Source organism: Candidatus Contubernalis alkalaceticus (genome assembly GCF_022558445.1).
GTDB classification, from domain to species: Bacteria; Bacillota; Dethiobacteria; order SKNC01; family SKNC01; genus Contubernalis; species Contubernalis alkaliaceticus.
On the sequence record NZ_CP054699.1, the window covers coordinates 1,953,530 to 1,967,497 of the forward strand.

General features: G+C 38.7%; 15 protein-coding genes. 5 read left to right on the top strand and 10 right to left on the bottom strand.

Annotated features, from left to right (window positions below):
• Positions 1 to 111: 111 nt before the first annotated feature.
• From HUE98_RS09710 to glgP, 3 genes are all read right to left on the bottom strand, one after another.
• Positions 112 to 882 (bottom strand): sugar phosphate isomerase/epimerase family protein, encoded by a 771-nt coding sequence (locus HUE98_RS09710; RefSeq protein WP_241420462.1) that lies wholly within the window; start codon positions 880 to 882, stop codon positions 112 to 114.
• Between the two features lie 49 nt (positions 883 to 931).
• Positions 932 to 2,524, bottom strand: a complete 1,593-nt coding sequence (asnB, locus tag HUE98_RS09715; protein ID WP_241420463.1) for an asparagine synthase B — start codon at positions 2,522 to 2,524, stop codon at positions 932 to 934.
• Positions 2,525 to 2,787: 263 nt separating this feature from the next.
• Entirely contained in the window at positions 2,788 to 4,467 is a 1,680-nt protein-coding gene (gene glgP, locus HUE98_RS09720; protein ID WP_241420464.1) for an alpha-glucan family phosphorylase, read from the bottom strand.
• A 463-nt stretch (positions 4,468 to 4,930) separates the two neighbouring features.
• On the opposite strand from glgP, the gene HUE98_RS09725 reads away from it, so the two are divergent.
• Positions 4,931 to 5,230 (top strand): hypothetical protein, encoded by a 300-nt coding sequence (locus HUE98_RS09725; RefSeq protein WP_241420465.1) that lies wholly within the window; start codon positions 4,931 to 4,933, stop codon positions 5,228 to 5,230.
• Positions 5,231 to 5,282: 52 nt separating this feature from the next.
• On the opposite strand, the gene HUE98_RS09730 is transcribed toward HUE98_RS09725, so the two are convergent.
• On the bottom strand, positions 5,283 to 6,302 hold the full coding sequence (locus HUE98_RS09730) for a GerMN domain-containing protein (RefSeq protein ID WP_241420466.1): 1,020 nt from the start codon (positions 6,300 to 6,302) through the stop codon (positions 5,283 to 5,285).
• Between the two features lie 215 nt (positions 6,303 to 6,517).
• On the opposite strand from HUE98_RS09730, the gene HUE98_RS09735 reads away from it, so the two are divergent.
• Positions 6,518 to 7,576, top strand: coding sequence for a 3-isopropylmalate dehydrogenase (locus HUE98_RS09735; RefSeq protein WP_241420467.1), 1,059 nt, complete (start codon positions 6,518 to 6,520; stop codon positions 7,574 to 7,576).
• A 113-nt stretch (positions 7,577 to 7,689) separates the two neighbouring features.
• Here HUE98_RS09735 and HUE98_RS09740 read toward each other — a convergent pair whose 3' ends face one another.
• The 4 genes from HUE98_RS09740 to HUE98_RS09755 all read right to left on the bottom strand — a co-directional run bounded on the left by HUE98_RS09740 (position 7,690) and on the right by HUE98_RS09755 (position 10,609).
• Positions 7,690 to 7,884, bottom strand: coding sequence for a hypothetical protein (locus HUE98_RS09740; RefSeq protein WP_241420468.1), 195 nt, complete (start codon positions 7,882 to 7,884; stop codon positions 7,690 to 7,692).
• A 292-nt stretch (positions 7,885 to 8,176) separates the two neighbouring features.
• A complete protein-coding gene (nth, locus tag HUE98_RS09745) occupies positions 8,177 to 8,812 on the bottom strand; it encodes an endonuclease III (protein WP_241420469.1) in 636 nt (211 codons plus the stop codon).
• Between the two features lie 115 nt (positions 8,813 to 8,927).
• Positions 8,928 to 10,082, bottom strand: a complete 1,155-nt coding sequence (locus HUE98_RS09750; protein ID WP_241420470.1) for a M28 family metallopeptidase — start codon at positions 10,080 to 10,082, stop codon at positions 8,928 to 8,930.
• Positions 10,083 to 10,186: 104 nt separating this feature from the next.
• Positions 10,187 to 10,609 (bottom strand): universal stress protein, encoded by a 423-nt coding sequence (locus tag HUE98_RS09755; RefSeq protein ID WP_241420471.1) that lies wholly within the window; start codon positions 10,607 to 10,609, stop codon positions 10,187 to 10,189.
• Between the two features lie 399 nt (positions 10,610 to 11,008).
• Here HUE98_RS09755 and HUE98_RS09760 point away from each other — a divergent pair, with 399 nt between their 5' ends.
• The 3 genes from HUE98_RS09760 to HUE98_RS18110 all read left to right on the top strand — a co-directional run bounded on the left by HUE98_RS09760 (position 11,009) and on the right by HUE98_RS18110 (position 12,258).
• Positions 11,009 to 11,410 (top strand): Asp23/Gls24 family envelope stress response protein, encoded by a 402-nt coding sequence (locus HUE98_RS09760; protein WP_241420472.1) that lies wholly within the window; start codon positions 11,009 to 11,011, stop codon positions 11,408 to 11,410.
• 75 nt (positions 11,411 to 11,485) lie between these two features.
• Positions 11,486 to 12,034, top strand: coding sequence for an alkaline shock response membrane anchor protein AmaP (amaP, locus tag HUE98_RS09765; RefSeq protein ID WP_241420473.1), 549 nt, complete (start codon positions 11,486 to 11,488; stop codon positions 12,032 to 12,034).
• 5 nt (positions 12,035 to 12,039) lie between these two features.
• Entirely contained in the window at positions 12,040 to 12,258 is a 219-nt protein-coding gene (locus HUE98_RS18110; protein WP_407080256.1) for a DUF2273 domain-containing protein, read from the top strand.
• Between the two features lie 25 nt (positions 12,259 to 12,283).
• Here the strand turns inward: HUE98_RS18110 and HUE98_RS09770 are convergent, their stop codons facing one another.
• Together HUE98_RS09770 and HUE98_RS09775 are read right to left on the bottom strand one after the other, a co-directional pair.
• Positions 12,284 to 13,342, bottom strand: coding sequence for a uroporphyrinogen decarboxylase/cobalamine-independent methonine synthase family protein (locus HUE98_RS09770; protein ID WP_241420474.1), 1,059 nt, complete (start codon positions 13,340 to 13,342; stop codon positions 12,284 to 12,286).
• Positions 13,343 to 13,381: 39 nt separating this feature from the next.
• Complete coding sequence (locus HUE98_RS09775) at positions 13,382 to 13,939, bottom strand: LemA family protein (protein WP_241420475.1); 558 nt, start codon at positions 13,937 to 13,939, stop codon at positions 13,382 to 13,384.
• Positions 13,940 to 13,968 lie beyond the last annotated feature (29 nt).

The following is a 13,968-nucleotide window of genomic DNA, read 5'->3' on the forward strand; positions in this document are numbered from 1 at the left end:
ATTATAGTAACATTCTTTTTATAGGGTGTCAAATAATTTAAATGACAGTAATACAATCCTTCTCCCTATGCTCTTCCCTGCCAGAAACCAATACCCTGCTCATTCACTTGATTACTTATGGTTTTCATTCCATTTTTCTAACAACTTATTCTTTGAATACAGAACATACTCCTTTTCATCTGAGAAAATCTCTAAGGTTATGGTGCTGTCGTAGAAGGATTTTAAAACCCTAACCAGGTGGTCCCAATCAATATTTCCAGACCCTACGGGCAAATGCAGGTCATCAATCCCGTTGTTGTCGTGCAGGTGAACATGCATTAGTTTATCTTTGTACCGGCATAAATACTCTACCGGTTCCCGGCCAAAAATATTTAAGTGGCCAATATCAGCATGAAAATAAAGGTCCTTATTTAATGCCAGGAGACTGTCAATGTTATGGGCATGGTCGTGAGCTGTTCCCAGCGGCTCCAGCATGATTTTGGCTCCTAATTCTCCGGCAAATCCCAAAATACTTTGTATAGACTCAGTTTGAAATTTTACTCCTTCATCCTCCGAAAACAGAGACGGAGGCCAGTTTGTATGTATGGTTACCTTATCACAACCAATCTCCACAAAAGCCTCCAGGTATTGCTTAATAATTTCGACGGCGCAAACCCTCAACTTACTTACCGGCGAACCAATGGGAAGATACCATGCAGTATGGCCAATCCGTTCCAGGCCATAATAATCAAGCCGCCCCTTGAGATCCTTAAGATTGAACTTTCCCAATTCCCCTTTATCCGGTTCCAAAAACAAGTCAATGAAATCGAAACCGTTATTCGCTATCCACTTTATTTCATTACATATTTCCTTTCGAGGATTATTAGGAAATCCTACCTTCATTTTATCAATCACCTACCCTTTGAAAATGAGTCAGTTAATGGGTGATTTTCTAAGAACATTTATCGTGCTTAAGGCCTCCGTCCATAGTACCCTGCACATGTTCTCTCTCCTCGGCAAAATCGAAGCCCGTCCAAATGCCGATGGAACCGAGAACCGAGTCCTGGGGATGGAACTGCCGAAAGATCTTAAAATAATAAGCTGCTTCCCTACTGTTAATCGTTGCCTTGGGGTTCTCAGCCTTAATACGTTCAAATTCAGCCTCACTAATTTCGCTCTCGGCCAGTTTTTCTCCCAGGCTCTCACAACCGGCCCCCTGTGTATATTGGACCTTATAACGCCACAAAATATCCTCCGGCAGATAATCTGTACCCTGAAATGCCTTCCGTAAAATCCATTTCTCTATTTTACTCCCGTTTTGAGACTGGAGGATTTTCAACTCAGGAGGTATCTTCATCGCCAGGTCAACCATGGCCACATCCAGGAAAGGCACTCTCAATTCCAGGCTGAAGTACATTCCCATACGGTCCGCACGCTGCAGGTTAATGTTATGTAGAGTGCCTATACAGCGCCGGGCCTCCTTATTTTGCACATCCATGGGGTAATTCTTCATGTAATGATAGCCGCTGAACAGCTCATCGGCGCCCTCTCCGGTCAGCACCACCGTTACGTAGTCGGCAGCCAATTTGTTTGTAAAATAGCAGGGAACAGCACAACGCACCAATGATGGGTCGTAACTCTCCAGTTTATTAATGACCGTGGGCAGAACTTCGTAATAATCATCTTCGGTAAAAATTAACTCATGATGAGTAGAGCCAATATGTTCTGCGGCAATACGGGAGGCTATAAGGTCATCGCTTTCTTTACCGTTTTTGTCCTGCATTCCAACCACAAAGGTATGCAGATTGGGGATTTCCTCGGCAGCAATAGCAGCCACCAGACTGCTGTCAATACCACCGCTGCAGAAGGATCCGACGTGAATTTCTTTATCGGCCAGGAGTCTTTTTTTAACGGCAGCGATAAAAGTTTCCCTGATCTGCTCACACGCCTCTTCCACATCGGAAAGAAGATGATCCTGGATCTCCGGAATTTCATAGTAATGAACAAACCCTTCCCGGGGAGTATAATAGTGTCCGGCGGGGAACTCGTGCACCTCGTTTACGCCAGCCAGGCTCATGGCTCCCAGTTCTGAGGCAAAATAAAGGCTGCCGCTTACATATCCATAATAAAGGGGCTTTATACCAATAGGGTCGCGGGCTAACATAAATTCATCACCGTGGAAAAGGGCCAGGGCAAACATACCGTCCAGCTCCTTGACGCATTCCGGTCCCTTTTCCTGATAAAGGTGCAAAATCACCTCAGTATCGGAACCGGTCGTAAAATGATACTTTCCGGCCAACCTTTCCCTAATCTTTTTGAAGTTGTAGATTTCACCGTTGCAGATAATACCTGTTCGACCTCCGTTGGTCAGGATAGGCTGATGACCCTTCTTAACATCGACAATGGAAAGCCTTGTATGGCCAAAAACGATGTTGTTGAAAGTATGCATACCGCGATCATCGGGGCCACGATGGGGTAGGGCCTCCAGCATCTTGCTGACGGTCTCTAAATCTTTCACTCCAAAACACCCGGCAATGCCGCACATAAAAAAAACCACCTACTTTGTTTATATTTTCCTTTTGGAATAGTTATTATTGTAAAATGCTATTTACTATTTGTCAAGGGACATCCAAGGGGAATGCCCCGGCTTTAGCCTTATAACACGGTCATTACAGCTATTTCATATATTTTGAAAACCACTTTCACAATAAGGAAAGTGCCCGGGAAGGATTATAAATAGCATGATAAAAAAACTTTAATACAAGGTTAGAAATAAGATTACAAAAAAAAACCCGGGGGTTCCCGGATTTATCTTTGTTGAGCACAGGTAGAAAATTCTGTTATAATTTCAGGTAATTCATCATCTACTTCAACCTCTCCCTCTGCATACAACCGGGAGAAATAGTCTGTGATCATTCTTTCTGAAGAAAAATTCCATATTGATGATTTAATACTTTCCTTCATCATGTTGATCCACCGGGTACGGTCTTCATAATAAACAGGAATTACTTCCTTCATCAGCACCTGATATAAACAGCTCAAATCATGTTCATCCTGGTTGCATCCTTCATAACCGTGTCCTATCTGCCAACCGTTTACTCCATGCATGCATGCTTCCGGCCACCATCCGTCCAGAATACTCATGTTTAGTACTCCATTCATAGCCGCCTTCATCCCCGAGGTTCCGCTGGCTTCCAGTGGACGACGGGGAGTGTTCAGCCAAACATCACACCCCCGGGTAAGAAGTTTACCCAGCCTTATATCATAATTTTCTAAAAATACAATCCCCTGTGGATATTTTTTAGACAATTCAATAATTCTAGGAATAACACACCTGCCGTATTCATCATAGGGATGGAATTTCCCTGAGAAAACTAACTGCAAAGTGCCGTTTGCCAACAGGGGCTCTATTTCCCCCGGCCTCCCTAAAATAAGGTCACACCTTTTGTAAGCCGTAACCCTTCGGGCAAATCCTATGGTTAATGCCTCCGGGTTAAACAGTACATTGTTTGTTTTATAAATCTCTGAAACCAGTTCCCTTTTAGCCTCCAGATGAGGAACCCATAAATCATTATCCTTATCATAGGCTTCTTTAATTCGCGGGTCCTGCCAGGTGCTGCGATGAACACCATTGGTAATAGATATAATTGGTGAAGCATCTTTTACATGGTCCCACATTTTCCTGGCTGTTTCTCCGTGTATTTTGGATACAGCGTTGGTCCTTCTGGACAAACGGAGACCTGCTACCGTGATACTGAAGGGATCTCCTCCAATCCTGGACATTTGTTCATAGTTAAGGCCATTGTAAGCACCCATATTGAACAGAGTCTCATGATTATATGAACCGTTCCCTGCAGCAACCGGAGTATGTGTGGTAAATACCACAACATTTTTAGTTTCAGCCCAGGCTTCTTCAAAGGAAATTCCATTTTTCATTTTTTCTCGAATAATTTCTACCGCACCTAAAACTGCATGACCCTCGTTGAAATGGTACAGTTCAACTGAGATGCCTAAGGCCCTCAATGCTCTGATACCCCCAACACCCAATACAATTTCTTGAGCTACACGGTCATCATCTGAACCCAGATACAATCTGTGTGTAATATTCATATTGTCTTCGTTTTCTGGAAGATAGGTATCCAAAAGATAAAGAGGTGCATTACCATATCTGTCCAGAAGCCAAACTTTACATACCACTTCTTTATTCTTAACGGTAACATTCACCTTAATACCTGTGTCCTTAAGCAGGCTTAAATCAATATCTTCAAAAACATCATAGGGTTTTCCATTGCTGCAGATTCGCTGAGTGGTGTAACCCTGTCTCCACAAAATTCCGATTCCCACCACTGGAAATTTCTTTTCCCCGGCACATTTAATAACATCACCGGCTAGAACCCCTAAACCACCTGAGTAAATTGGTAATTCTTCATGCATACCATACTCCATACACAGATAGGCAACTCTTGGAAGGTTTTCTTTGTTATTCATACTAACCCTCCTTTCTAAAGGTTAACTAATTATTTGAGTATTCTACATTTTGAGTATTCTACATTAGTATAGCACATTAGTTAACATAATGTCCTTAAAAAATATTGCCAATTAAGGTAACACCCACAAACCATACCCTTTTTGTCGACAAAACGCACAGGTTATCATTTATGTTTATGCAGAAATCTCTTTTTGTTGAAGGTTTTAAATATAAAAATCATTTTCATTTTATAAAATCAACCTGTTACAGTTTCTACAAATTAATGAAAACTCCTTTAATTAATTTAAAAAATATAATAAAATTTATCCTTTTCCATTTTTATGTGTAAAGGGACTATTCATTATTGTTCTAATTCCTAAATTGAAGTTATATATATAAATAAATCGTCCCCCACGTTTTTCGTGTCCAATTTTAAATATTATAGGTATGATTTATCCTTAGGGAGGTTAAGTTCAATAGATCATGGTGCCTGATGAAAAAATTAAAGAAATTTTAAATAAGTTAGAAATACTGGGACAGAAATACAGACAGGAAGGGTTAATAGAAAATAACCCTTTTTCTAAGGGTTTTGCTGCGGGTGTTTTTGAATCCATAAAAACTATTAACCGTATATTAGAAAAAAAAACAGTTGGAATTGAGAAGTGGGTTTGCCCGGGATGCGGTGGCAATAATATTAAAAAAACAGGAGAATGCAAAGGAAATTATTACTTGAAATGTGCCCGATGTGGCAAAAATTTTTGTGTGATAACCGGAAAAGACTAATCATAAAAAAAACGGATCCGCCGGCAGCGGATCCGTTTTTAATTTATAAAGTTTACCTTCCAATGGGCTCATCCCAGGTAGAATGGCCATCATCCCAGGTTTTCCCTTCCGACAGAACCATAACACGGTCTACCAAGGGAAACTCAGTGAAACTATAGACTATGGATTGAACAAAAATGCTCCCTCCCAGGGTTCCAGAGGGTGCCGGCCCTTTGAGATTAATGGTTACCACCCTATCCTCAAGGCGGGGACAGGTGATAGAAATAATGGATATATTATCAGGAAGGGAGGGGCTTAAGGAATTTTGCTCAAGAGATAATTCGCCAGGTAAGGGTCCCTTGATAAGCTGTTCCATCACATTGATTAGAGGAGTCGTACTCCATTCCAATTCCCTTTCGATTGGTGAAACAAAACCATATTGACCTTGAACCCCTGTAATAATTGCTTCATCTTCTCCAAAATATAGTGTCAAGGACTGAGTATCCATGGGCCGGTTCAAAGGCCCTGCCCAAACCATGTGTCCATCCTCCCAACACTCTCCATCCAAAAATACCCACACATTGTGGATTTCAGGATATTCAGTAAGAGTCATAATGATTGATTCCATAAATACTTGTGATTCTTTTTTCCCCCCCGTCTCCACCAGGGGAAACCCATGAGAGAGGTTTACCACACAGGTTCCTTCTATAATAAAAAAATCCAATATTTTTGCATCACTTTGAATAACGGCCCCGGCTGTAGTTTTATCTTCCGGTCCTTTAATTAATTCTTCTAAAGCTATTTTAGGAGCATTATCACTTTTTGACACTTTCTTTTCTACGGGTATGACCAAACCAAACTGTTCAAGATCATGGTCACTTTGTGTTACATCTTGAAAATAAAGCGTAAGGGTCATAGTATCACCATTGTTGTCCACTAAATCCTGATTATCCCCGGGATCTATCCCGGGATCTAGATCTGGATCTGGCCCAAGGTCAGTTACCGGTCCTTCATTAAGATTACATCCTATGGAAAAAATCAAAAATATGACCACCATAAATGACAAATAAATAACCTTACTAATGACTTTCAATTTTATCACTCTCCCTCATAATAATGTTCTCTTTGTTTACAATATACCCTTTTCAATAAAATTATAAATACTTAAAAAACATAATTTTTATTCTTAAAAATATAAAAATATTTGTGGGAAATAATTTTACTATTATTCTATTTTATATTAAAATTAGTTATTATGGTGTTTTAACTTAAAACAGCAAAAAAGACAAATATGACTGGAGGTTAATAATGTATAAAATTGCGGTAATACCCGGTGATGGTACCGGTCCTGAACAGATAAGAGAAGGATTAAAAGTATTAGAAGCAGTCAGCGAAAAATTTAAAATTAATTTTGAGACGGTTACTTATGACCTGGGAGGCGAAAGATATCTCCGCAGCGGCGAGGCGCTTCCCGATAGTGTTATTGATGAGCTGAAAGGTTTTAACGCCATGTACCTGGGCGCCATTGGTCATCCGGAGGTTAAGCCGGGAATTCTAGAAAAAGGAATTCTCCTAAAGCTCCGATTTGAATTGGATCAATATATTAATCTAAGGCCGGTAAAGCTTTATCCTGGGGTAGAAACACCTATAAAAGAAAAAGGCCCTGAAGATATTGATTTTATTGTGGTTAGAGAGAATACTGAGGGACTATACGCTGGGGCAGGGGGGTTCCTTAAAAAGGGTACATCAGATGAAGTGGCCATTCAGGAATCCATTAATACCAGAAAAGGTGTTGATCGATGCCTAAGGTATGCTTTTGATTACTGTGAAAAAAGAAAATATAAAAAAACAGTCACCCTTTGTGGGAAAACAAACGTATTAACTTATGCTTTTGATTTATGGGAAAGGGCGTTTTATGAGATTGCCCAGGAATATCCAAATATTAAGACAGAATATGCTCATGTTGATGCCATCTGCATGTGGATGATAAAAAATCCCGAGTGGTTTGATGTCATTGTTACTGATAATATGTTTGGGGATATAATAACTGATTTAGGAGCTATGGTCCAAGGAGGAATGGGAATAGCTGCTGGAGGCAATATCAATCCTGAAGGAGTCTCTATGTTTGAACCCATCGGCGGGTCTGCTCCTAAATATGCGGGGAAAAATATAATTAATCCCCTGGCTGCAATCAATGCCCTATCTATGATGTTGGAAACGTTGGGTGAATACAGAGCCGCAAAAGAGATAGAACAATCAGTGGTTCAAGTATGTGTTAATAATTTAAAAAGCCTTTCTGCAGGAGCTATGGGACATACTACCTCTGAAGTAGGTGATTTGGTGATTAAGTATCTACAGGATCTATAACTTATCTCTAATTAACAATTAAACTAACAAAACGGGCACAATGTTTAATTGACAACATTGTGCCCGTTTTGTTGACATTTCCGTGTTGCATTTGACAACATTATTATTCTGGCTTAACAGGAATACTTTGCAATTCTTCTTCTCACGCTAAAACCGGTGCCATGCCATGAATTATGATATTCTACAATTTTACCCTTAAGGCGTCTTGCGGTGGAAGGATCAAGTATGATTATAATATCTTTTGCCACCCGAATTGCAATGTCATCTTTTTTTCTAGACTCTTCCAGAGCCACTCCTATTTGTGGCACGCCTCACTTCATGCTTCTTATAAAAAATCTAACAAGGGCCGTATTTCCCTGAGCTTTAAGAATTTCCTTTAATTTTTCTTGTGCGCGATCTGAAACGGTTAACATGTTGCCACTCACCAGCTTTCTCCTCTTTTAATAATTTGGAATATCTTATGAGTTTTATCCCCTGTTTGTCACCTTTTAATTAAATTAAAAAAAAGCTATTCAGGGTCATGGCAACATTCTATTCAAGAATAAAGTTTCTTAAAAAAATGCCACACATATGTTTGACCATAAAAGCTTTTTAATAGTTTTATAAAATATTTTTTTTCCCGTTTTTACAATAATCTAGCAGAGGACATTCCTGGCATTGGGGGCGACGGGCGCTGCAAAAAGTACGTCCGTGGGCAATCAACCAGTGGTGAGCTTTATTCCACAATGACTCTGGTATTATTTCCTTTAACTCCTTCTCCGTCACCAGAGGATTCTTTCCACCCGCCAGCCCCAACCGGTATGATACCCGGTAAACATGAGTATCCACAGGAAACGCCGGTATCCCAAAAGCATTTGCTAACACTACGCTGGCAGTTTTTCTTCCCACCCCAGGCAGCTTTAGTAATTGCTCCAGCCTGTCTGGAACTTTTCCATTATATTCCTGAACGATGATATTAGCTGTGGTTACAATGTTTCTGCTTTTATTTCTAAAGAGTCCGCACTTTTTAATATCCTTTTCCAATTCTTCAGGGGTTAGATTTATAAAATCCCATGGCGTAGGGTATTTTTTAAATAATTTTTCTGTAACCCTGTTCACCTGTTTATCCGTGGTCTGTGCTGATAACATCACAGCTATTAACAATTCAAAAGAATTGTTAAAGAGCAGGTCTGTCCTGGGGTTTGGATACATTTTGTCCAGCAATTTTAAAATTTCTGCTGCTTCATTTTTATTCATTTTGTTCCTAATTAATCCCTTCTTAGATTACCAACAATCTATAATAATATTTTCTATTTAATTGTGTAAAATCATCAGGCTGATGCCCTTCTTTGTTTTTAAGTATTTGTTTTAATTAAATTGATTGGTGGATCCTGGCTATAATTCTCTTAGACATTTCTTTGGCCGCCTGTAAATTTCCTTTTTCAACCCGTTCATAAGTGTCTGTATGCCAATGCCAGTTTGAAACCATCCCTTCATCATCTAATGCTATCAGAGTCATAGCTTTATATCCCCGGGCCATAGCCGCAGTAGCATCCGTTGCCAGTAAGTTGTAAGAGGCACCCGTAAAGTTTAATTTGGGCTTTTCTTCAGCAGAAAGTCTGGCCATTTTTAAGAGTTTACTATCAGCGTGATGCTGTTTTAATATGCCTTCTTTTAAAATATATTTCAAATCTCCTGTACCAATACTATCCAAATTAACAAAAAAAGTATTCTCTTTATTTAATTTATAATGATCTAAAAATTTAATCATCCCTACTGTACCTGCCTCTTTACTGCCTGTAGCTAAAAACCAGGGTTCCACAAAGTCAAAGGGGTTAGAGGAAAATTCTCGGGCCAACTCCAAAAGTACACTTACTCCTGATGCATTATCATTTGCACCAGATATATAATCCCCTCGTAATTCTCTTTGAATTAACATTAAAAGGGAAGTAAAAAGAAAAAGAGCAAAGGGAAATGATAAATACCATAGGGTTAAAATATGAGGGTTAACCAGAAAATTTGATAAACCATATAAAACGGATATTATACCCATGGAAATATAATTAAAAAGAAAAATCACTCTAAAATTTTTGACGCTTTCCGGATCAAACATCAACCCTGAGCGAGATGTATCATAGTGCGCTGTAAAAATTACTGTTTTTACAGGATATTTTTTTGCTTTTATTTTGCCTAAAACATTTTGACTAAGGCCACCAGGCATAAATTTACTAATGATTTCCCTGGTGTTAACTTCCCTTATAAATACGTACAAGCCGAATAAACATAGTAAAAAAGACACAAATCGGCTGAAGGGAAAAATAATAAAGCTGAAGCAAAATAATGAATATATAAGACCATATGTCCACGAAAATGATTTAACTGAGGTAAATTCTTGAACTTCCACCCCCAATCCTGATTTCTCCATGGACTCTTTTATGTAGTGGGCGGCAAGCTGTTCATTTCTTTTGGTAGAACCCCGGGGCCCTATCTGTTCGGTCAACATATGAAGATGTTTTAGTTCTTCCATGAAACTCTCCTCAAAAAGCAATAGATATATACCCATCATTATATCATAAATATCAAATTAAAAAGCCCCCAGATTGGAGGCTGTAATTATATTTAATTATTAAATTATTTTATTACCATGACCGGTTTAGGAGAGTGCTGAAGCACTTTATTTGAAACACTCCCAATTAAGAACCTTCGGATTCCTGAAAGGCCGTGGGAACCCATAACTACCATATCTGCCCCTTCTTTTTCAATCAAGTTTAAAATTTGATCAGCCGGGTCACCAACGGTGAAAAGAGTTTTAACCTCTGCAGAGGTCCCTTTAACTAATTCTTCTGCTTTATCCAAAATTTCCTTTCCTCTTCTCTTCAGAGCCTCAGGGTCGATTTGATAATCAGGAACGGGGTGAGGAGTATCAAAAGAAGCAGGCTTTTGAATATTTAATATAATAAGTTGTCCACCAAACTTTTCAGCCATATCCTTGGCGCTCATTAGAGCTTCAAAGGAGTTCTGGGAACCATCGACCGGTGCCAATATTTTTTTCATTTTGCTACCTCCTTGTATTTCTAATAATTTCCATTATGTTTTATAGTAGTATTTATATAAGAATATCAGTGTTTTCTATGTAAGCTTCTTTTAAACCTCCTTTCATGAAAGAAAAAAATAAGATATGTTTATTATAATTGTTTTATATATTGATTATATCACATTTAGAAAAATAATGAATCTATAACAATAATAATATTCTTAAAATTCTGTTAACAATTATTTAACATTTAGATTTCTTGGACTACACTCCTCAGGCCATTGTTATAAAAACGTAATATTTTTCATTTAATGAAACATATTAATAACTAAGTTACATATAATAGATTTGATAAAAAGGGTAATTTCTGGTATGATTGATGTAGACAAGTTTCAAAAAAACTGGAGGTGAAAAAAAAAATGTCTGAAGAAAAAATCCAGGATATTAATGAGCTTGGTTCAGTTCGCATTGCGGACGAGGTTGTGGCAATTATTTCCGGATTGGCCAGCACAGAGGTTGAAGGTGTTGCTGGGATGAGCGGAGGCATTGCTGGAGGCATTGCTGAAATTCTTGGTAGGAAGAATCTATCCAAAGGTGTAAAAGTAAAAATCGAAGAAAATGAAACTTTTATTGATTTATATGTAATAGCGGACTATGGCACTAGAATCCATGAAGTTGCCAAAGAAGTTCAGGAAAAAACAAAATCCGCAGTTGAAAATATGACCGGATTAAATGTCACCTATGTTAATGTACATATTCAAGGAATTAAATTTAAAGAAGAGCAGATCGTAGAAAAAGAAGAAGACGAAGCTGCTGAGTAATAGGATTTAAAACCAGCAGCCCCCTGAAATTATAACTTCAGGGGGCTGCTGGGCTGGTAATAAGGGGGTTTAGTTTTGAATTTTAGAGAACGGTTGGTCTACCTGATTTTATCATTAATTCTTTTATTAGCAGCGCTGCTCTTCTTAGGTTTTGCTTTTTCAATACTGCCCTTGGAACAGGTAGATGCATATATAAGCTATTTATACGGGAACCTGTATGGGGCATTGATTGCCCTTCTAGTCCTTATAATAAGCCTTTGGCTTTTTTCAAAAAGTTTTAAAGCCAAAGAAAATGCAAAACTGATTACCCAGAGCACCCCCCAGGGAGAGTATATGGTTTCCTTTACAGCTTTGGAGAGCATGGTGTTAAGGTCTTCTAAAGAAATAGAAGGTGTTAAAGAATTAGAACCTCAAATTATTTACAGTGATGGCAACTTAATTATATTCATTAAGACTGTGTTTTTTTCAGGGTATGAAATCCCTGCAGTAAGCCAACAGCTGCAAGAAAATGTAAAAAACTATATTGAGGAGATGGCTGGAATATCTGTTTTCACTGTTAAAATTTTCATTGAGAACGTAGCTGAACAGGGTATCAATCGAATCCCCCGGGAAAAAGAGGTGTAATTCTTATGGACACTTCTCTTTTGAAAGAACTCATTTTGAATAATTGGGGGAAAATACTAGGAGCTATATGCGGCCTCTTATTGGGATTATTATTCATCTTGTATGGGTTTTGGAAAACTCTTTTAATCATAGGATGCCTTGCAGCAGGCATATTTTTAGGTTTTCAACTGGAAAAAAACCAAAACTTCAAAAGTTGGCTGGATAAAATAGGAAATAACAAGTAAAAAATCCCCGGATCCGGGGATTTTTTTATAACAAATTTTGAACTTCACCGGTTAATGTATATACCTTTTCAGCCAGTTCCGAAGATAGAGTTCCTGTTCCACAACTGGGAGTGATCATCAGCTGTTTGTTGAGAAGCCCTTGGGAAAATCCTTTGTTTACCAGGGTATTCAAGCACTTCTCCAGCCTGTTAATCACTGTTTTTGCATCATCTGAAATACTTCGATTTAGGGTAGCAACAATCCCCCAGGCAATGATACCTCCCTGATTCATAAATTCCTGCAGAGATTCGGTGTAAACCAGAAGAGAGTCACTATAATTAACAGCATCTAAATTTATTATGTCCACTCCTGCTTCCACGAGAATAGACCAATCAATCCCGGAACAAACGTGTACCCCCACCAGAGCCCCTAGCTTGTGAATACTCTCAATCATTACCGAATAACTCTCAATAATATGATTTCTGTTTAAACCAATGTAGGGCGCCTGGCCAAAATAGCAAAGTCCCGGGTCATCAATAAATATTATCACCGGAAGTTTAAACTGATGCATTTCCTTTACCTGCTGTATCATCTGCATTTCTAAAGCCCTGACCATAATATCCCTTAATTCATCCTTATAAAAGGAAGGCTCAAGGTCAGCATCGGTGAGTTTTATCCCAACGGTTAATGGGCCGCTGACCTGTCCCTTAATAAATTTTGCCTCTCCTACTCCCTGTTGTTTTAATCTCTTAATAAAGGCATAATATCCTGAAGCATATTTCGGATGCATGGTAAACATTTTTTGAGCCTGGGGGTCATTCTCCCCGGCAGCTAAGTAAAAATTATAAAAATTTGCAGCACTGTCTGTAAAAGCGGGATTGCCGGTATCAAAAAACGGGTTTCCTTTTTGATTATATCTTAGTATTCCTGTTTCAATAAGAGGAAAAAGAAACTGCTCAATTATACCTTCAGTTTTACTAAGTTTGGGCAGCTGGGGCCAATGAGGCACAAAAGGCATGTTTTTAAATATTAGGGATAAAGCCTGGTTTTCGTCAGTAAAAGGAAGACTGCCGATACCCGTTGCCATCCGGTATGGTTTATTCATATATTAGCACTCCTGTTATTTCTGCTTTTTTATGTGTTCTTAAAACTTGACGTTAACTGCTCCCCTCTCCCCTTCTGCCACTTCAAAGTAAGGAATAATATTAAAACCCATAAATCCAGCAATAATATTTTGAGGAAACACCTGAATTTTTGTGTTAAACTTCATCACCGTATCGTTATAAAACTGGCGGGAAAAGGCAATCTTCCCTTCAGTATTGGAGAGCTCCTCCTGAAGACTTAAAAAGTTCTGGTTAGCTTTTAATTCCGGGTAATTCTCTGCTACGGCAAACAAAGATTTTAATGCCCCGGACAACATGTTTTCTGCCTGTCCCTGGGCCTCAACCCCCTGTGCATTAATAGCCTTGGTTCTGGCTTCGGTAACCTTTTGAAAAACCTCCTTTTCATGGGCAGCATAACCTTTGACGGTTTCCATCAGATTAGGAATCAGGTCATAGCGCCTTTTCAGCTGAACATCAATCTGAGCCCATGAGTTGTTCACTCTTTGTCTTAAAACTACCAGTGAATTATAAGTTTTTATGACAAAAACAATAAATAAAACAACAATTACAAATATAAAAATAAATATATAATCCCACATACTAAAACATTACCTCCTTTCAAGTTGTT